Origin of the sequence: Streptomyces sp. IBSBF 3136 (assembly GCF_036815105.1) — a bacterium.
Taxonomy (GTDB): domain Bacteria; phylum Actinomycetota; class Actinomycetes; order Streptomycetales; family Streptomycetaceae; genus Streptomyces.
Genome location: NZ_JAJSZC010000030.1, coordinates 1 through 19,361, shown reverse-complemented (window position 1 = coordinate 19,361; position 19,361 = coordinate 1). Strand labels below are relative to the sequence as shown.

Here is a 19,361-nt window from a genome sequence, read left to right as displayed (position 1 = left end):
AGCAGACCACGGCACTTCCCCTCGGCGCACATCGTTACCATGCGTGGACGCACATTCCGACGACCACTGACGACGACGAGGGACGGGCGAGCGCGTGGCCGAGGCGGCTGACTTCCAGGGGACCAGTGCCTCACCTGCCCGCCGGTGGCTGCGGCGTACCGGAGCACTGCTCGCCGGGGCGCCGCTGCTGGCCGGGCTCCTTCAGCTGCCCGCCGCGGGACCGGCCCAGGCCGCCTCCTCGGACCCGGTGACCGTCTCGCTGGACTCGCTCAGCCCCAGCGCCCCCACGGACGGGGACACGCTGACCGTGTCGGGCACCGTGACCAACACCGGCAAGCAGGCCGTGACCGCCGCCCACGTGGGCCTGCGGGTGGGACGTCCGCTGAACACGCGCGCGGCGATCGACGCCATCAGCCGGCACTCCGACTCCCTCCAGAGCCTCAACGGCTCCGAGGTGGGCGGCAAGTACGAGGAGAAGTTCGCCAAGCTCGCCCCGGGCGTCGCCGAGCACTTCAGCATCTCCGTCCCCGTGGACAAGCTGGACCTCGGTGACGACGGCGTCTACGAGTTCGGGGTCTCGCTGTCCGGTCAGACCGCCGCCCAGCCATGGGAGCAGGTGCTCGGCGTCAAGCGGACGTTCCTGCCGTGGCAGCCGTCCGACGCGGACACGAAGACGAAGACCACGTTCCTGTGGCCGCTGATCTCCTCCGTCCACATGACGGCCAGGACGGGCGCCGGGGAGCTGCAGACCCCGGTCTTCCTCGATGACGATCTGGCCAAGGAGATCGCCCCGGGCGGCCGGCTGGCCCAGATGCTGGACCTGGGCAAGGACCTGGACGTCACCTGGGTGATCGATCCGGACCTGCTGGCATCGGTGGACGCCATGGCGAGCAGCTACCGGCTGCAGGGCCGGGACGGCACCACCACGGCCGGGACGCACCAGGCGGTCGCCAAGCAGTGGCTGGCCGGGTTGCAGAAGGCCGTGGCGGGCAAGGAGGTCGTCGCGCTGCCCTTCGCCGACCCGGACCTGGCCTCCCTCGCACACCGGGGCACCAGCGTCACGGGCTCGCTCAGCCATCTGAAGGACGCCACCGACGTCGCCGCCCTCACGGTGCAGTCGGTGCTGCACGTCACACCGAGCACAGACTTCGCCTGGCCCGTGGACGGCGCCGTGGACCCGTCGATCATGAAGGTCGCCACCTCTGCCGGTGCCGACCGGGTGATCGCCCGCAGCGACAGCCTCCAGGACACCGCCGGGCTCACCTACACCCCGTCCGCCGCCCGCCCGGTCGGCGGCGGCACCACGGCGGTGGTGTCCGACGCGCGGCTGTCCACGGCCTTCGAGGACGATCTGACCCAGGCCGGCTCGGCCACCCTGGTCGTGCAGAAGTTCCTGGCCCAGAGCCTTGAGGTGAACGAGCAGACGGACCAGCAGCGCAGCATCGTCGTCGCCCCGCAGCGCATGCCGTCGGCGAGCCAGGCCCAGGCGATGGCGGCGGCGGCGAAGGCGCTCCAAGGTGGAACCTGGTCCCAGTCGCAGAACCTCACCGCGGCCGCCAAGGACAAGCCCGACCCGAACGCCACGACGCGCATCCCGTCCACGTCCGCCTACCCCTCCTCGCTGCGCAGGCAGGAGCTGCCGCGGACGGCGTTCGAGCAGATCGCGCGCACCCAGGACAAGCTCGACAACTTCAAGGTCGTCCTGAGCGACCCGTCGCGCGTGGTCACCCCGTTCGGGCTGGCCATAAACCGCGAGATGTCCACGTCGTGGCGCGGCCGCGGCACCCAGGCGGCGAGCTTCCGGGACGACGTCGAGAACTGGCTGGACGACCTCACCCAGCAGGTCAAGCTGATCGACAAGTCCGAGACCAAGCTCTCCGGGCGCAGCGCGACCATCCCGGTGACCGTCCAGAACAACCTCGTCCAGCCGGTGAGCCACCTGGTCCTGCGGCTCACGTCCACGCAGCCGACCCGACTGAAGATCGGCGGCAAGGCCTACTACGAGCAGCGAGTGGACGTCTCCGGCGGCCACAGCCAGTCGGTGAAGTTCCCCACCTCGGCGAACGCCAACGGCCGGGTCACGGTCATCGCCCAGCTCTACACCGAGGACGGCCAGGAGTACGGCGACTACGTCAGCTTCGACGTGAAGGTCACCGAGGTCACGCCCACGGTCATGCTGGTCATCGGCGGTGGCGTGCTGCTCCTCGTCCTCGCCGGTTTCCGGATGTACACCCAGCGCAAGCGCGCGGCCGCCCGGCAGGCCGGGGACGGCGGACCCGACTCCGGCGGGGACGACTCCGGCGACGAACCGGGGAACCCGGGAGCCCCCGGTGACCGTCTCCCCGAGGAGTCCGACGTACCCTCTGGGGCAACCGACCCGGAGCAGCCGAGTGACCCTGCGCCGGACACCGCACCGGAAAGCGCCGACCCGTCCGGGACGGGTGAGAGAGTGGACCGTTGAGCGATGTCGTGGCCGGTGTGGCCCGGGACGATGAGGTGGGGTAACCATGAACGCGCCGTACGACGGTGATCGCGGCCAGGGCGCGGCCGGCTCGGGCTACCCCGAGCCGCCGCCGGAGCCCGGCCAGGTGCCGCCGCAGCACGCGGCTGACATGTACCTCCAGGACGCCTACGACCAGGACCCCTACCGGGCGCAGGACCTGACCGCCCAGGACCCGGTCGCCGAGGCGCTCTACGACCGTGCCGCCCACCCGCCGCCGGCGCCCGGCAGCTACGAGCCGCAGCAGCCGCTGTACGCGCCGCCGGCGCAGTCGCCGTACGCCCCCGATCCCCGTGTGTGGGCGCAGACCCCGGCACCCGAGCCGGACGGTGGCGCCACCCAGTACCTGCCGCACGGCGACGACCCCCGGACCACCCAGTTCGTGGGCGTGGACGACCTGGTCTCGCACTCCGGCGAGGAGTACCACGAGCCGGACGCCTTCGCGTATCTCTTCCGGGACCAGCAGCAGGGCGGCGGCCCCGCGCCGACCGACCCGGCCGTTCCGGGTCCCGCCGCGGCGCCGGGCGCCGGATTCGGCCCGGCGGCCCACCAGCCGGCGTACGGCCAGGCGCGCCAGCAGGGCAACCCCTACGCGGCCTCCTACCCGGGCGTCCCGGGCACCCCCGGGCAGCCCCCGGTACCCGCTCCGGCGGCCGCCCCGGAGCCCGGCGGGCCCACGCTGTCCGCCGAGCCCGAGACGGCGGAGGCCCCCGCGGCCCCCGCCAAGAAGGGCGGCAAGGCCGCCGGGCTGCTGAAGTCCAGTGCCGTCATGGCGGCGGGCACCATGGTCTCCCGCCTCACCGGCTTCGTCCGCTCGGCACTGATCGCCGCGGCCCTCGGCCTCGGGTGGCTCGGCGACTCTTTCCAGGTCGCCTACCAGCTGCCGACGATGATCTACATCCTCACCGTCGGCGGCGGTCTGAACTCCGTCTTCGTGCCGCAGCTGGTGCGGTCCATGAAGGAGGACGAGGACGGCGGCGAGGCCTTCGCCAACCGTCTGCTGACCCTCGTCATGGTCGCGCTGGCCGCGCTCACCGGCCTCGCGATGTTCGCCGCCCCGTACCTGGTGCGGGCGCTGTCGCCCACCATCGCCTCCGACTCGGCGGCCAACAGTGTCGCGGTGACCTTCACCCGCTACTTCCTGCCCTCGATCTTCTTCATGGGCATCCACGTGGTGATGGGGCAGATCCTCAACGCGCGTGGCAAGTTCGGCGCGATGATGTGGACCCCGGTCCTCAACAACATCGTCATCATCGTCTCGCTCGGCGCATTCATCTGGGTGTACGGCACCGCCGCCAACTCCCACCTGGCCGTCGAGAACATCCCGCCGCAGGGCCAGCGCCTGCTCGGTGTCGGTGTGCTGCTCGGCCTGGTCGTGCAGGCCCTGGCGATGATCCCCTACCTGCGCGAGACCGGCTTCCGGATCCGGCTGCGATTCGACTGGAGGGGCCACGGCCTGGGCAAGGCCGCCATGCTGGCCAAGTGGACGGTCCTGTTCGTGCTCGCCAACCAGGCGGGCGCCATGGTGGTCACCCAGCTGTCCACCGCCGCCGGCAAGGGCTCCGGCATCAAGGGCGGCGCCGGCTTCGCCGCCTACGCCAACGCCCAGCTGATCTGGGGTCTGCCGCAGGCCATCATCACCGTGTCCCTGATGGCCGCCCTGCTGCCGCGCATCTCGCGCTCGGCCGCCGAGGGCGACGCCGGCGCGGTGCGGGACGACATCTCCCAGGGCCTGCGCACCACCGCGGTCGCGATCGTGCCCATCTCCTTCGGCTTCGTCGCTCTCGGCATCCCGATGTGCACGCTGATCTTCGGCTCGGCCGGTACGTCGTCCGCCGTGAACATGGGCTACATGCTGATGGCCTTCGCCCTCGGCCTGATCCCGTACTCGGTGCAGTACGTCGTCCTGCGCGCCTTCTACGCCTACGAGGACACCCGAACCCCCTTCTACAACACGGTGATCGTGGCGGCGTTCAACGCGGGTGCCGCCGGGCTCTGCTACCTGCTGCTCCCGGCCCGCTGGGCGGTGGCCGGCATGGCCGCCTCGTACGGACTGGCCTACGCGATCGGCGTGGGCGTGGCCTGGCGGCGCCTGCGCAAGCGGCTCGGCGGTGACCTGGACGGAGCACGGGTCATGCGGACCTACGCCCGGCTCGCCATCGCCTCGGTGCCGGCGGCCCTGCTCAGCGGCGCGGCCTGCTACGGCATCGGGAGCACCCTCGGCCAGGGCGTCGTCGGCTCCTTCGCCGCGCTGCTCGTCGGCGGGGCGGTGCTGCTGGGCGTCTTCTTCGTGGCCGCCCGCAGGATGCGGATCGAGGAACTCAACTCGCTCGTGGGTATGGTGCGCGGGCGTCTGGGGCGCTGAGGCGGGGGTAGGCGCACAACCATCGTTCGCAGCTGTGTGTCGTGCATAGCGGCGGACTGTGGGCACAATTGGATTCGGCGTCGGACAGCGTGCAACGGATGGGGAGGCAGGGACGACGGTGGCGGAACGCAGCACGGCTGCCGTCGACGTGGCAGACAACAGCGGTGATCAGCCGCTGACCGCCAAGGCGGAGTCCACGGCCGACGGGGTGGCCCAGAACCCGGAGCGGGGCACGGACAGCGACGAGGGGCAGGGGAGCGAAGGGACGGGGAGTCCCGGCAAGAAGGCCACACCGCCTGAATTGCACAGCGGTCACAAACTCGCCAGACGCTACCGTCTCGAGGAGTGCGTCACCCGTCTGGACGGATTCAGCAGTTGGCGAGCGGTCGACGAGAAACTCCGTCGTGCCGTCGGCGTCCACATCCTGCCCGCCGACCACGCGCGAGCCCGTTCCGTACTGGCCGCCGCCCGATCCTCCGCGCTGCTCGGCGATCCGCGCTTCGTCCAGGTCCTGGACGCCGTCGAGGAGAACGACCTCGTCTACGTCGTGCACGAATGGCTGCCCGACGCCACCGAGCTGGGCACGCTGCTGGCGGCCGGCCCGCTGGAGCCGCACGACGCCTACCAGATGGTCAGTCAGGTCGCCTCCGCCATGGCCGCCGCACACCGCGAGGGCCTCGCCCATCTGCGGCTGAACCCGAACGCCGTCCTGCGTGCCTCGACCGGTCAGTGGCGCATCCGCGGCCTCGCCGTCAACGCGGCCCTGCGCGGCATCAGCTCCGACACCCCGCAGCGCACCGACACCGAGTCCATCGGCGCCCTGCTGTACGCCGCGCTCACCCAGCGCTGGCCGTACGAGAACGACGCCTACGGCCTGTCCGGCCTGCCCAAGGAAATCGGCCTGATCGCACCGGACCAGGTGCGCGCCGGCATCCACCGCGGCCTGTCCGAACTCGCCATGCGCGCCCTGGTCAACGACGGCGCCACCGCCTCGCGGCACGAGGCTCCCTGCACCACGCCGGAGGAACTGGTCAAGGCGATCGGCGAGATGCCCCGCATCCGCCCGCCGGAGCCGACGTTCACGGCCCCACCGGACTACCAGCGCACCACGTACCAGCAGGGCACGTACGGCCGCCCCGCGGCGCGTCCCGGCGTCACCCAGCCGATCCAGCCCCCACCGCCGCTGCAGAGCCGTACCGGCAAGGCCCTGAAGTGGGCGGTCTCCGCCCTCCTGATCGCCGCCCTCGGCCTCGGCAGCTGGCAGTTGGCGGACGCTCTCATGGACCACGGCGACAAGCCGGACGACACCAACAAGACGCAGACGCAGGACGGCGGTCGCAAGAGCCCGCGCAAGCCGCTCGCCGGCAAGCCCATTGCCATCAAGGGCGCCCGGGACTTCGACCCGTTCAGCACCGACCATTCCGAGAAGCCGGACACCATAGGGAACGCTTACGACAGCAGCGCCTCCACCTACTGGCAGACGGACTTCTATCTGAGCCCGCGGTTCGGCAACCTGAAGTCGGGCGTCGGTGTCATCCTCGACCTCGGCAAGGCCCAGCAGGTCGGCAAGGTGACGGTTTCTTTCGTCGGGGAGACGTCCGTCGAACTGCGCGCCGCGAGCGCGGACGCCGGATCTGAGCCGACGTCGTTCGACGCCTACCCCAAGGCCGCCGACGGCTCGGGCACGACCGTGGTGCTGAAGCCGAACAAGTCCCTCAAGACCCAGTACCTGCTGGTGTGGTTGACCAAGCTGCCCGCGGACGGTCAGGGGCAATGGCGGGGCAGAGTGGCGGACATCAAGGTGACCAGCTGAGGTCTCCACTCGGGAGGGGTACATGGCAGAGGGCGCCGGATACGACGGCGTGAGCGACAAGGACCTGCTCGCCCGCCACGTCGAAGGCGATCCCGATGCCTTCGGGGAGATCGTCCGGCGGCACCGGGACCGGCTCTGGGCGGTGGCCCTCCGGACGTTGGGGGACCGGGAGGAGGCCGCTGACGCGGTTCAGGACGCCCTGGTGTCGGCCTACCGGGCCGCTCACACCTTTCGGGGGCAGTCCGCCGTCACGACCTGGCTGCACCGGATCACCGTGAACGCCTGCCTGGACCGCGCGCGCAAGGCTGCCACCCGGAAGACCGCTCCGGTGGACGACACCGAGCGTCTTGAGCAGCTGCTGGAGCCGCACGAGTCGGCTTCCGCCCCCGCCGAGCGCAATGACGTGCACCGGCAGCTCCTGGAGGCGCTGGGCACACTCCCCTACGAGCAACGCGCGGCCCTGGTGCTGGTGGACATGCAGGGTTACCCCGTGGCCGAGGCCGCCCGCATGCTCGACGTCCCGACAGGCACCGTGAAGAGTCGGTGTGCCCGGGGCAGAGCCAGACTCCTTCCGCTGCTCACCCATCTGCGGCCCGGGGCCTCCGAGGACCAGAGCGAGGACGAGGACGGGGACGGGGACCGAAAAGAAACCGGGACGGGACGGAACCGGGTGCAGGGGACATCCGTCCCACCGTCAACGGGGTCCCCGTACGAGGACTCCCGGGATACAGGGCCAAGCGATTCAGCCGTTGTGAAGGGCGGAGGTGGGCGAGCGTGACTTCGACAGACACGGCCGGGCACCCGGATGTCGCCGAGATCTCCGACCTCACCGAAGGCATCCTTCCTTCGGACCGGAGCTCGGAGGTACGGCGCCACCTCGACGCCTGCGAGCTGTGCGCGGACGTGCACGCCTCGCTGGAGGAGATCCGCGGACTGCTGGGCACCGTGCCGGGCCCGCCCCGTATGCCGGCCGACGTCGCCGGCCGTATCGACGCCGCGCTCGCCGCGGAAGCGCTGCTGGCCTCCACCGTGCCCGAAGCCCTGGGCGCCCCGGTACTGGTCTCCGAGACCGGGGAGCTCACCGGCGGGGGCGCCGGCGCTTCCGTTTCACGTGAAACATCGGTACCGGCAGACCGCCCGGCCGGTCGGCCGCACACGGCGACGGGCCCGGGACGGAAGGGGCGCGATCGCGGCCGGCGCCGGAGGACCGTCGCCCTGGGTGCCGTGCTCACCGCCGCCGTGCTCGGCGCCGGAACGCTCGTCCTGCAGTCGCTCCACAGCAGCGGCTCCGACACCACGGCACGCGGCACCTCGACGTCGTCCGCGGGCGCCTTCTCCGGCAGCAGCGTGCAGAGCCAGGTGAAGGATCTGCTCGCGCCTCGGACGGGCAAGCAGCAGAGTCCGCACAGTAAGCAGCCGCGCTCGGGTGTCGGGACGGAACAGATCACCCCCACGCCGGCTCAGAGCGCGAACACCCTGCTCCAGACCCAGCCCTCGGTCCCGGACTGTGTGCGGCAGGCGATCCACCGCGACGGCAGCGTCCTCGGCGCCAAGACCGGCACCTACGCCGGCGAGAGCGCCTACCTCGTCGTGGTCCCCGACGCCCAAGACACCACCAAGGTGACGGCCTACGTCGTCGACGCGGCCTGCGTCGGCCGGAAGCCCGCCACCGTCGGCACGGTGCTGCTCCAGCAGTCCTTCCCACGCTCCTGAATCCGCACGGGGATTCGCCTCGGTCCCTGCGGTCATCCGTACTGTGTGCGTTCTCGGTGTGCGTGGACACACCGGGAATGCGCGCCCCTTAGGATCCGTTGGGTGGGGTGAGAGTTCCGAAAGGGGCTCTCACCGGTCGACAGACGCAGACCAGAGACGAGGAATCAAGCCGTGAGCGACGTCCGTAACGTGATCATCATCGGCTCCGGGCCCGCAGGCTACACGGCGGCGCTCTACACCGCGCGCGCGTCGCTGAGGCCCCTGGTGTTCGAGGGCGCTGTCACCGCCGGTGGTGCGCTGATGAACACCACCGAGGTGGAGAACTTCCCGGGCTTCCGAGACGGCATCATGGGCCCCGACCTCATGGACAACATGCGGGCGCAGGCCGAGCGCTTCGGCGCCGAGCTGGTTCCGGACGACATCGTCTCCGTCGACCTGACCGGTGAGATCAAGACCGTCACCGACACCGCGGGCACGGTGCACAAGGCGAAGGCCGTCATCGTCACCACGGGCTCCCAGCACCGCAAGCTCGGCCTGCCGAACGAGGACGCCCTCTCCGGTCGCGGCGTCTCCTGGTGTGCCACCTGTGACGGGTTCTTCTTCAAGGACCAGGACATCGCCGTGATCGGCGGCGGCGACACCGCGATGGAGGAAGCGACCTTCCTCTCCCGCTTCGCCAAGTCCGTGACCATCGTCCACCGCCGTGACACGCTGCGCGCCTCCAAGGCGATGCAGGAGCGCGCCTTCGGCGACCCGAAGATCAAGTTCGTCTGGGACAGCGAGGTCGCCGAGGTCCAGGGTGACCAGAAGCTCTCCGGCCTCAAGCTGCGCAACGTCAAGACCGGCGAGCTGTCGGACCTGCCCGTGACGGGCCTGTTCATCGCGATCGGCCACGACCCGCGCACCGAGCTGTTCAAGGGCCAGCTCGACCTGGACGAGGAGGGCTACCTGAAGGTCGCCGCTCCGTCCACCCGCACCAATGTCACCGGTGTCTTCGGCGCCGGCGACGTGGTCGACCACACCTACCGACAGGCGATCACCGCGGCCGGCACCGGCTGCTCTGCCGCCCTCGACGCCGAGCGCTTCCTCGCCGCTCTCGCCGACGAGGACAAGGCTGAGCCCGAGAAGACCGCCGCCGTCTGACCTCTCCCTCGCCCCGCCTCACCGCACGAACCAAGTTAAGGAGCCCGCCGTGGCCGGCACCCTGAAGAATGTGACCGACGACTCCTTCGAGCAGGACGTCCTCAAGAGCGAGAAGCCCGTCCTGGTGGACTTCTGGGCCGCCTGGTGCGGTCCGTGCCGCCAGATCGCCCCGTCGCTCGAGGCGATCGCCGCCGAGTACGGCGACAAGATCGAGATCGTCAAGCTCAACATCGACGAGAACCCGGGTACGGCCGCCAAGTACGGAGTCATGTCGATCCCGACCCTGAACGTCTACCAGAGTGGCGAGGTCGCCAAGACCATCGTCGGCGCCAAGCCGAAGGCCGCCATCGTGCGTGACCTCGAAGAGTTCATCGCCCAGTAGCCGGGCGGTGCCGTCGAGCGGCGGCGCATGTTTCACGTGAAACACGAATGGGCCAACCCCAACGGGTTGGCCCATTCGTATGTGGTCCCGACGCCGGTCCCTACAGCGGCCGCAGTACAGGCTCCTTCTGAACGGCCCCCAGGAGCCGGTCCAGGGCCAGCTCGACGTCCTCCCTCCAGGAGAGCGTCGAACGCAGCTCCAGGCGCAGACGCGGGTGCGCAGGGTGCTGCCTGACCGTCTTGAACCCCACCGCCAGGAGATGGTCCGCGGGCAGCAGACACGCGGGCTCCTTCCAGCGGGAGTCCCCGAACGCCTCGATCGCCTTGAAGCCTCGGCGCAGCAGATCCTTGGCGACCGTCTGCACCATCACACGGCCCAGCCCCTGTCCCTGGTAACCGGGCATGATGAACGCCGTGATGAGCTGCACCGCATCCGGTGACACCGGACTCGTGGGGAACGCCGAGGAGCGCGGGACGTAGGCCGGCGGTGCGTAGAGCACGTGACCCACGGGGACATCATCGACGTAGACCACCCGGCCGCACGATCCCCAGTCCAGGAGGACGGCGGAGATCCAGGACTCCTTCTCCAGAGCAGCGGTACCCGCCTTCAGCGCGGCTTCGCCACTGACGGGATCCAGTTCCCAGAAGACACACGAGCGACAGCGCTGGGGAAGGTCCTCAAGGTTGTCCAGCGTGAGCGGTACGAGCCGGCGCCCCATGAAGACTGTTCCTCACTTCCCTCGCCCGCGATGTCGCGAGCGGCTGTCAGAGCGCTTCGTTCCCTGAGCAGGCTGGCGACGAATCCGCCGACCACCCCGAGGCTCAGGCCAGCGCCCACCAGTCCGATGCGGCTCATCGTTCGCATGCCCCCGTCTCCCCACTCAGAGATCTGCCAGGTGGATGCGCCATACCTTTCGCATCGTAGCCACGATGCGATTCCCTCGATACTGCCTCAAAGCAAAGAGCGGACCGCGTTCCAGTACACACCGGACACGATCCGCTTCTCCGCACTGCGGGGGTGATCACGCGCGGCTCAGTCGTCCTGCTCCTCGGACTCGTCCTCGTGAATGCCCTTGAGAACCGGCCCCTCGCCCGGAGCGAGCGCGCCGAGGATGCGCTCGAGGTCCTCCATGGAGGCGAACTCGACGGTGATCTTGCCCTTCTTCTGCCCGAGGTCGACCTTCACCCGGGTCTCGAAGCGATCCGACAGGCGGGTGGCGAGTTCGCTCAGCGCAGGCGAGACCCGGCCACCGGCCCGCGGGCCCTTGGACCGCTGGGTGGCCTGGGGCCGTGAGCCCATCAGGGTCACGATCTCCTCGACGGCCCGCACGGAGAGGCCCTCGGCCACGATGCGATGGGCCAGCCGGTCCTGCTCCTCCGAGTCGTCGACGGACAGCAGGGCGCGGGCGTGTCCGGCGGACAGGACCCCGGCGGCAACCCGCCGCTGAACTGCCGGCGACAGCTTGAGCAGCCGCAGGGTGTTGGAGACCTGCGGACGGGAACGCCCGATGCGGTCGGCCAGCTGGTCGTGCGTGCAGTGGAAGTCCTTCAGCAGCTGGTCGTAGGCGGCCGCCTCTTCCAGCGGGTTCAGCTGCGCCCGGTGCAGGTTCTCCAGCAGGGCGTCCAGGAGGAGCTTCTCGTCGTCGGTGGCCCGGACGATCGCCGGGATGGCCTCGAGCCCGGCCTCACGGCAGGCCCGCCAGCGGCGCTCACCCATGATCAGCTCATAGCGGGCGGGGCCCAGCTGCCGTACGACGACGGGCTGGAGGAGGCCGACCTCCTTGATGGAGGTGACCAGCTCGTGCAGCGCGTCCTCGTCGAAGACCTCACGCGGCTGGCGCGGGTTCGGCGTGATGGAGTCGAGGGGGATCTCCGCGAAGTGCGCCCCCACCGGGGCCGCGGGGGTCTCCGCGACCGGGCTCGGCTGCGGCTCCTCGGGTTCCTGGGCGACGGGCGGCAGGGTGGCCACCTTCGCCGCGGCGACCCCTCGGTCGCTCGTCAGCACCGGGGCGGCTGCCGCGGACACGGACGGGCCGCTGCCCATCGCGGCCGGAGCCGGGTTCTTCTCGGTCGGGGCAGCCGGGATCAGGGCGCCGAGTCCACGGCCCAGCCCCCTCCGTCGCTCGCTCACTGGATCCCCTCCACCATGTTCGGGTCATTCTGGGCGCCGATGTGGGCTTGGCTCGCGTCGTAGCTGATGCCGACGCCCCTCAGCGCGATTTCTCGGGCCGCCTCGAGGTACGAGAGGGCACCGCTCGATCCAGGATCGTAAGTCAGCACCGTCTGCCCGTAGCTCGGCGCCTCGGAGATACGGACCGAGCGGGGAATGCTCGTCCGCAGCACCTCGTCACCGAAGTGGGTGCGCACCTCGTCCGCGACCTGCGAGGCGAGACGCGTCCGGCCGTCGTACATGGTGAGCAGGATGGTCGATACATGCAGCGTGGGGTTGAGGTGCCCGCGCACCAGGTCCACGTTGCGCAGCAGCTGGCCGAGCCCTTCCAGCGCGTAGTACTCGCACTGGATGGGGATGAGGACCTCCTGGCCCGCGACGAGCGCGTTGACCGTCAGCAGACCGAGCGAGGGCGGGCAGTCGATGAGGACGTAGTCCAGCGGCTGCTCGTACGCCTGGATCGCCCGCTGGAGCCGGCTCTCGCGCGCCACCAGGGACACCAGCTCGATCTCCGCACCAGCGAGATCGATGGTGGCCGGGGCACAGAAGAGTCCCTCGACATCCGGAACGGGCTGGACCACCTCGGCGAGCGGCCTGCTCTCCACCAGCACGTCATAGATGGAGGGGACGTCGGCGTGATGGTCGATCCCCAGTGCCGTGGACGCGTTGCCCTGCGGATCGAGGTCGATCACGAGGACGCGGCCGCCGTGCAGAGCCAGCGAAGCGGCAAGGTTGACGGTGGTCGTCGTCTTGCCCACGCCGCCCTTCTGGTTGGCGACCACGATGACCCGGGTCTGCTCGGGGCGCGGCAGACCTTCGCCGGCGCGGCCCAGAGCTTCCACCGCCAGTTGGGCAGCACGACCGATGGGAGTGTCGTCCATCGGGGACGGTGTTTCACGTGAAACATCCGTCCCCATCGATTCGGTACGGGGACCGGGGACCGGATCGGTCATCGGTCCCGCGATGTTGGCGTCGGACCGCAAGGATTCACTCTCCTCGACTTCAGGCTCGCAATGAACAGAGCCTCCCATGTCTTCGGGGTCATGAACCAGTGAGGCCTGTTGTTCTGTGGAGAAATCCACCTCTGTGGACAACTCCGAGGCCCCTCCGAGTGAACCGAGGGGCTTCCGGTCGCGAGGTTCGGCCGCGGCCCGGCCGCGACTGATGATGCCGTGCAGCAGTGAGCGACGTTTCACGTGAAACACGATGCACAGCATCGGCGACCGGACCTCTGCGACACTCCGGGTTGCGTGGCTTCGGCAGCTTGTGTGGAGTACGTCTCGTCGCCGGTGAGGATCAGGAACGGCGGTGACTGCGGCTCAGCGGCGACGCCGGGTCCGCCCCGTACGGGCCGCCTTGGCCCGCTTGGCGGCGAAGCGCACACCACCCGGGCTCTCGCCCACCTCGACGCGCACCACCGTGGACGGGGGGTCCACCACGCCGTCACCCACATGCAGGATCGACGTCGACACCGCCCCGAGCTTGCTGAGGGCCGTGGCCGCCGCCTTCAGCTCCTCCTCGGCGGTATCTCCCTTCAGGGCAAGCATCTCGCCGTAGGGACGCAGCAGCGGGATACCCCAGGCAGCCAGGCGGTCAAGCGGAGCCACGGCACGGGCGGTCACCACGTGGACGGGCGGCAGCTTGCCCATGACCTCCTCCGCCCGGCCCCGCACCACGGTGACGTGGTCCAGGCCCAGCAGCTCGACGACCTCCGTGAGGAAGGTGGTCCGCCGCAGCAGGGGCTCCAGCAACGTGATGTTCAGGTCTTCGCGGACCAGGGCCAGCGGAATGCCCGGCAGGCCGGCGCCCGAGCCGACGTCGCACACCGTCACCCCCTCGGGAACCGCCTCCGAGAGGACCGCGCAGTTCAGCAGGTGCCGCTCCCACAGCCGGGGCACTTCGCGCGGGCCGATCAGCCCCCGCTGCACGCCCGCCTCGGCCAGCAGTTCCGCATAGCGGACCGCATCGGCGAAGCGCGCACCAAACACTTCCCGCGCCTGCTCGGGCGCGGGGGGAAGCTCCGCTGCCTCCGTCACGGGGACCGTCCTTCCGTACAGCGCCGGCGCTTCTCGCACCGGCCACCAGAACTACCAGGCTGACAAAGTTCGGCCCCGCCTGCTCAACAGACGGGGCCGGTGAAACGGGGGGAGCCGATCAGGCGGGAAGCACGACGATGAAGCGCTGCGGCTCCTCGCCCTCGGACTCGCTGCGCAGTCCGGCCGCCTTGATCGCGTCGTGCACGACCTTGCGCTCGAAGGGGGACATGGGCTTGAGCTTCATCGGCTCACCCGAGCTCTTGACCTCGGCGGCGGCCTTGGCGCCCAGCTCGGACAGCTCGGCGCGCTTCTTGGCCCGGTAGCCCGCGACGTCCAGCATGAGCCGGCTGCGGTCCCCGGTCTCCCGGTGCACGGCCAGGCGCGTCAGCTCCTGGAGTGCCTCCAGCACCTCGCCGTCCCGGCCGACCAGCTTCTGCAGGTCACGCCCGCCGGTGTCGCTGATGATCGACACGGAGGCGCGGTCGGCCTCGACGTCCATGTCGATGTCGCCGTCGAGGTCGGCGATGTCCAGCAGACCCTCCAGGTAGTCCGCCGCGATCTCACCCTCCTGCTCGAGGCGGGTCAGGGTGTCTGCACCCTCGGCAGCGGCGGAGGTGGTGCCTTCCGTCACGGGATGGGCTCCTTCTTACTTCTTGGACGGGGACTTGGGCCGCTGCGGGCCACCCTTGCGCTGGCCGGACTGGGCCTTGCTGCGGGTGCCGGAGCCGGGCTTCTCGGGCTGCTTGGGAGCGGCGGGCTTGTCGTCCCGCGGCTCCTCGGACTTCTCCAGCGAGGTGGTCGCGGGGGCGTCGCCGGGCTGCTTCGGCCCGGACTGGCGCTGGGCCTTGCTCTGGCGCTTGGGCTGCTGGCGCCGCGCCACCGCGGTGGTGGTGGTGCCGTCCTCGGCCTGCACCACGGTCTGGCTCTCGCTCTTGGCCACGGTGCCGTCGGCGGCGGCGGCGAGGCCGGCCTTGGTCAGAGCGTTGATGAACTTGCGCTCGGACTCGTTGCGGTCCCGGCCCTTGGCGACGATCGCCTTGACGATGGTCTTCTCGCTCCGGCGGCGGACCTTGCCGTGGGTCGTCACGTGCTTGGTGAGGCGCTCCAGGTAGGCGGCCTGGGCCTTGGAACCCGGGGTCGGGTTGTTGTGGATGACGTACATCTGCTGGCCCATGGTCCACACGTTGGTGGTCAGCCAGTAGACGAGGACACCGACCGGGAAGTTGATACCGAAGACGGCGAACATGATCGGGAAGACGTACATCAGCATCTTCTGCTGCTGCATGAACGGGGTCTTCACGGTCGTGTCGACGTTCTTCGTCATCAGCTGGCGCTGCGTGTAGAACTGCGACGCCGACATCAGGACGATCATGATCACGGTCACGACGCGGACGTCGGCGACCGAGGCGCCCAAGGCGTGGATGGTGTCGGCGCTGTCCTTGAACTTCGCGGCCAGCGGGGCGCCGAAGATGTGCGCCTTACGCGCGCTCTCCAGCAGCTGGTCGTTGATGACGCCGATGGTCTGGCCCGAGGCGATGCCGTTGAGCACGTGGTACAGGGCGAAGAAGAACGGGGACTGCGCCAGGATGGGAAGGCACGAGGAGAGCGGGTTGGTGCCCGACTCCTTGTACAGCTTCATCATCTCTTCGGACTGACGCTGCTTGTCGTTCTTGTATCGCTCCTGGATCTTCTTCATCTCGGGCTGCAGCGTCTGCATGGCCCGGGTCGCCTTGATCTGCTTCACGAAGAGCGGGATCAGGCAGATGCGGATCAGGATCACCAGGGACACGATGGACAGGCCCCAGGCCCATCCGGTGTCGGGGCCGAAGATGGCGCCGTACACCGTGTGGAACTGGACGATGACCCAGGAGACTGGTGTCGTGATGAAGCTGAAGAGGCTGGCAATCGTGTCCACTAATCATGCTCCTTGGGCATGGGACGAGGTCTCTGCGGCCGGGCTCGAGGGTGGCTCGGAGATCGGCTTGTCCTCGAGGGCCGGTTCGGCGGCGGAGGTCCCGCCCTTGCGTGCGCGCCATGCGTCGCGCAGCAGTTCGTGCCACCGCGGGCGCTTGCGCGGTGGGACATGGTCCACACCACCGAGCGACCACGGGTTGCACCGGAGGATGCGCCAGGCGGTGAGTGCCGTTCCCTTGACCGCACCGTGCCGGTCGATGGCCGTGTAGCCGTAGTGGGAGCACGACGGGTAGTACTTGCACACCGGCCCCAGCAATGGACTGATCGTCCACTGGTACAGCTTGATCAGAGCCAGTAGCGGGTACTTCATCGCGCGCCCCCTCCCAGCAGCCGCTGAACGGCGGCGTCCAGGTCTCGGGCCAGCTGTGCGTGGTCTGCGTCGCCCGCTCCGGGCAGCGCTCGTACGACTACCAGGCTACCGGGGGGAAACAGGGCGACTCGGTCACGCATCAGGTGGCGCAGTCTGCGCTTCACTTGGTTGCGCACGACCGCACCACCCACTGCCTTGCTCACGACGAAACCCGCACGCGTCGGGGGAGCGCTCTCCCCAGGCGCGTGCGGGTCCGTGGCACCGCTTCGAAGGTGGACGACGAGGGTCGGGCGACCAGCCCGGCGACCTCGTCGTACAGCGGTCGCGAAGTCCTCGCGCCGCCTCAGCCGGTTCTCGGTGGGCAGCACGATGTCATGACCTGATCGGGATCAGGCGGACAGATGGGCGCGACCCTTGCTACGGCGGGACGCGAGGATCGCGCGGCCGGCACGGGTGCGCATACGCAGCCGGAAGCCGTGGGTCTTCGCGCGACGACGGTTGTTCGGCTGGAAGGTGCGCTTGCTCACTCGGGGGCTCCAGAAAAGAATCGGTAGTGGCGGGTGGCCGTCCTGGCTGTCACCGTGCGCCCACGAGTAGCTCGCGTCACGCCCGAGTGCACCGCTTCCCGATCACCTGAAGCGATCTGTGCCCATCGGAGGCAGGCGGCAGCAGCCATCGACAACTCGACCTGGTTACGGTACGCGCGGCTACGCCATCCGGTCAAACCGAGGGTAGCGGAGGCACACTATCCACAGGCTGGGGACAACAACTTGAACCGTAGCGGCCACGCTGACTACCGTGGCTGAACTCCGATTCGTTCCTTTATCCCCGGCCGAACCGATTTACATCCCGACCCGTCCGCGAACCACACGTTCGTGGGACCTGCTGAGAGAGCGTGCCCTGTGGCTGACGTACCTGCCGATCTTGCCGCAGTGTGGCCACGAGTACTGGACCAGCTCCTCGGTGAGGGCCGCGGGCAGGGTGTGGAGGCGAAGGACGAGCACTGGATCCGGCGCTGCCAGCCGCTGGCGCTGGTCGCGGACACCGCTCTGCTCGCCGTGCCGAACGAATTTGCGAAGAACGTACTGGAGGGCCGTCTCGCGCCGGTGGTGAGCGAGACCCTGAGCCGCGAGTGCGGCCGCCCCATCCGCATCGCGATCACCGTGGACGACTCCGCGGGCGAGCCGCCGGCCCCGCAGCAGTCGCGCTACGAGGAGCCGGAACCCCCTTCCGCGTACGAGGGCTACGGCCGGCACCGCGCCCCCGATCCGTCGCCGGGCGGCGAGCCGGGACCCCGGGGCGAGCAGATGCCGACCGCCCGCCCCGCCTATCCGTCCGAGTACCAGCGCCCCGAGCCCGGTGCCTGGCCGCGGTCCGGGCAGGACGACTACGGCTGGCAGCAGCAGCGTCTCGGCTTCCCCGAGCGCGACCCCTACGCCTCGCCGTCGCAGGACGCCTACGGCTCCTCCGGCCAGGACTCCTACGGCTCGCCGTCCCAGGACTACCGACCGCAGAGCGTGGACCGCCCGTCGTACCAGCCGAAGCGTGGCGAGTACGACTCGTCGCGATCCGAGTACGACCGTCAGGAGCGCGCGGACTACAAGCGTCCGGAGCGCCCTGACTACGACCGCCAGGACCGGCAGGACTACGACCGTCCGGACCGGCCCGACTACAACGCTCCGCGCGCCGAGTACGACCAGCGCGACCCGGTCCGCCGTGAGCTGCCCGAGTCACCGGCCGGCGCCGGACCGGCGCACCGCGGTGGCCCGGGCCGCCCCGACCTGCCGCCGTCCGGCGGGAGCGGGGCGCCCGGTCCGTCGGCCGCCAAGCCCGCGCCGGCGGGCGGCCCCGGTGAGCCGACCGCCCGGCTGAACCCGAAGTACCTCTTCGACACGTTCGTCATCGGCGCCTCCAACCGGTTCGCGCACGCGGCCGCGGTGGCGGTCGCCGAGGCGCCGGCGAAGGCGTACAACCCCCTTTTCATCTACGGGGAGTCGGGGCTCGGCAAGACCCATCTGCTGCACGCCATCGGGCACTACGCGCGCAGCCTCTACCCGGGCACGCGGGTGCGGTACGTCAGCTCGGAGGAGTTCACCAACGAGTTCATCAACTCCATCCGCGACGGCAAGGGCGACAGCTTCCGCAAGCGCTACCGCGAGATGGACATCCTCCTGGTCGACGACATCCAGTTCCTCGCGGACAAGGAGTCGACGCAGGAGGAGTTCTTCCACACCTTCAACACGCTTCACAACGCCAACAAGCAGATCGTGCTGTCCTCCGACCGGCCGCCCAAGCAGCTCGTCACGCTGGAGGACCGGCTGCGCAACCGCTTCGAGTGGGGCCTGATCACCGATGTCCAGCCGCCCGAGCTGGAGACGCGCATCGCGATCCTGCGCAAGAAGGCGGTACAGGAGCAGCTCAACGCCCCGCCGGAGGTGCTGGAGTTCATCGCCTCGCGGATCTCGCGGAACATCCGTGAGCTGGAGGGCGCGCTGATCCGGGTGACGGCGTTCGCGTCGCTCAACCGGCAGCCGGTGGACCTGGGCCTGACGGAGATCGTGCTGAAGGACCTGATCCCGGGTGGCGAGGACTCGGCGCCGGAGATCACGGCCACGGCCATCATGGGGGCGACCGCCGACTACTTCGGCCTCACGGTCGAGGACCTGTGCGGAACCTCGCGCGGCCGGGCGCTGGTGACGGCGCGCCAGATCGCCATGTACCTGTGCCGTGAGCTGACGGACCTCTCGCTGCCCAAGATCGGGGCGCAGTTCGGCGGCCGCGACCACACGACGGTCATGCACGCGGACCGCAAGATCCGCGCGCTGATGGCCGAGCGGCGCTCGATCTACAACCAGGTCACCGAGCTCACGAACCGCATCAAGAACGGCTGACAGGGCCGTACGGCAGCGGGGGGGGGGGGGGGGGGGGGGGGGGGGGGGGGGGGGGGGGGGGGGGG

17 protein-coding genes are annotated in these 19,361 nt (G+C 69.9%); 8 read left to right on the top strand and 9 right to left on the bottom strand.

All coding sequences use genetic code 11. From position 1 onward, the window contains the following. Positions 1–94 precede the first annotated feature (94 nt). From V7E45_RS09495 to trxA, 7 genes are all read left to right on the top strand, one after another. Positions 95–2,461: a DUF6049 family protein gene (locus V7E45_RS09495; protein ID WP_333773671.1), complete on the top strand. Its 2,367-nt coding sequence runs from the start codon at positions 95–97 to the stop codon at positions 2,459–2,461. 46 nt (positions 2,462–2,507) lie between these two features. Next, positions 2,508–4,865 carry a murein biosynthesis integral membrane protein MurJ gene (gene murJ / locus V7E45_RS09490; RefSeq protein WP_333773670.1) on the top strand — a complete coding sequence of 786 codons (2,358 nt, stop codon included), beginning with the start codon at positions 2,508–2,510 and terminating at the stop codon, positions 4,863–4,865. Between the two features lie 118 nt (positions 4,866–4,983). Further along, a complete protein-coding gene (locus tag V7E45_RS09485) occupies positions 4,984–6,678 on the top strand; it encodes a protein kinase family protein (RefSeq protein WP_333773669.1) in 1,695 nt (564 codons plus the stop codon). Positions 6,679–6,700: 22 nt separating this feature from the next. After that, positions 6,701–7,456 (top strand): RNA polymerase sigma factor SigM, encoded by a 756-nt coding sequence (gene sigM / locus V7E45_RS09480; RefSeq protein WP_333773668.1) that lies wholly within the window; start codon positions 6,701–6,703, stop codon positions 7,454–7,456. Beyond that, positions 7,453–8,391, top strand: a complete 939-nt coding sequence (locus V7E45_RS09475; protein ID WP_333773667.1) for an anti-sigma factor family protein — start codon at positions 7,453–7,455, stop codon at positions 8,389–8,391. Before sigM ends, V7E45_RS09475 begins: the two co-directional genes overlap by 4 nt. A gap of 171 nt (positions 8,392–8,562) precedes the next feature. Next, entirely contained in the window at positions 8,563–9,534 is a 972-nt protein-coding gene (trxB, locus tag V7E45_RS09470; RefSeq protein WP_333773666.1) for a thioredoxin-disulfide reductase, read from the top strand. 49 nt (positions 9,535–9,583) lie between these two features. After that, the gene (trxA, locus tag V7E45_RS09465) at positions 9,584–9,916 is read left to right on the top strand and encodes a thioredoxin (protein ID WP_333773665.1); all 333 of its coding nucleotides are present in this window, start codon (positions 9,584–9,586) and stop codon (positions 9,914–9,916) included. 100 nt (positions 9,917–10,016) lie between these two features. On the opposite strand, the gene V7E45_RS09460 is transcribed toward trxA, so the two are convergent. The 9 genes from V7E45_RS09460 to rpmH all read right to left on the bottom strand — a co-directional run bounded on the left by V7E45_RS09460 (position 10,017) and on the right by rpmH (position 16,932). Next, on the bottom strand, positions 10,017–10,634 hold the full coding sequence (locus V7E45_RS09460) for a GNAT family N-acetyltransferase (protein WP_333773664.1): 618 nt from the start codon (positions 10,632–10,634) through the stop codon (positions 10,017–10,019). A 314-nt stretch (positions 10,635–10,948) separates the two neighbouring features. Further along, positions 10,949–12,046, bottom strand: a complete 1,098-nt coding sequence (locus V7E45_RS09455; RefSeq protein ID WP_333773663.1) for a ParB/RepB/Spo0J family partition protein — start codon at positions 12,044–12,046, stop codon at positions 10,949–10,951. After that, positions 12,043–13,116 (bottom strand): ParA family protein, encoded by a 1,074-nt coding sequence (locus V7E45_RS09450; RefSeq protein ID WP_319149162.1) that lies wholly within the window; start codon positions 13,114–13,116, stop codon positions 12,043–12,045. Before V7E45_RS09450 ends, V7E45_RS09455 begins: the two co-directional genes overlap by 4 nt. A 288-nt stretch (positions 13,117–13,404) precedes the next feature. Continuing rightward, complete coding sequence (gene rsmG, locus V7E45_RS09445) at positions 13,405–14,121, bottom strand: 16S rRNA (guanine(527)-N(7))-methyltransferase RsmG (RefSeq protein ID WP_333773662.1); 717 nt, start codon at positions 14,119–14,121, stop codon at positions 13,405–13,407. A gap of 118 nt (positions 14,122–14,239) precedes the next feature. Further along, entirely contained in the window at positions 14,240–14,752 is a 513-nt protein-coding gene (locus V7E45_RS09440) for a Jag family protein (RefSeq protein ID WP_333773661.1), read from the bottom strand. A gap of 15 nt (positions 14,753–14,767) precedes the next feature. Next, entirely contained in the window at positions 14,768–16,036 is a 1,269-nt protein-coding gene (gene yidC, locus V7E45_RS09435) for a membrane protein insertase YidC (protein WP_333773660.1), read from the bottom strand. Between the two features lie 3 nt (positions 16,037–16,039). Then, positions 16,040–16,405 carry a membrane protein insertion efficiency factor YidD gene (gene yidD / locus V7E45_RS09430; protein WP_333773659.1) on the bottom strand — a complete coding sequence of 122 codons (366 nt, stop codon included), beginning with the start codon at positions 16,403–16,405 and terminating at the stop codon, positions 16,040–16,042. Further along, positions 16,402–16,773, bottom strand: a complete 372-nt coding sequence (rnpA, locus tag V7E45_RS09425) for a ribonuclease P protein component (protein WP_319149151.1) — start codon at positions 16,771–16,773, stop codon at positions 16,402–16,404. Before rnpA ends, yidD begins: the two co-directional genes overlap by 4 nt. A 21-nt stretch (positions 16,774–16,794) precedes the next feature. Continuing rightward, positions 16,795–16,932 carry a 50S ribosomal protein L34 gene (rpmH, locus tag V7E45_RS09420; RefSeq protein WP_333773658.1) on the bottom strand — a complete coding sequence of 46 codons (138 nt, stop codon included), beginning with the start codon at positions 16,930–16,932 and terminating at the stop codon, positions 16,795–16,797. Between the two features lie 375 nt (positions 16,933–17,307). Between rpmH and dnaA the strand changes: the two genes are divergently transcribed. Then, complete coding sequence (gene dnaA / locus V7E45_RS09415) at positions 17,308–19,296, top strand: chromosomal replication initiator protein DnaA (RefSeq protein WP_333773657.1); 1,989 nt, start codon at positions 17,308–17,310, stop codon at positions 19,294–19,296. Positions 19,297–19,361 lie beyond the last annotated feature (65 nt).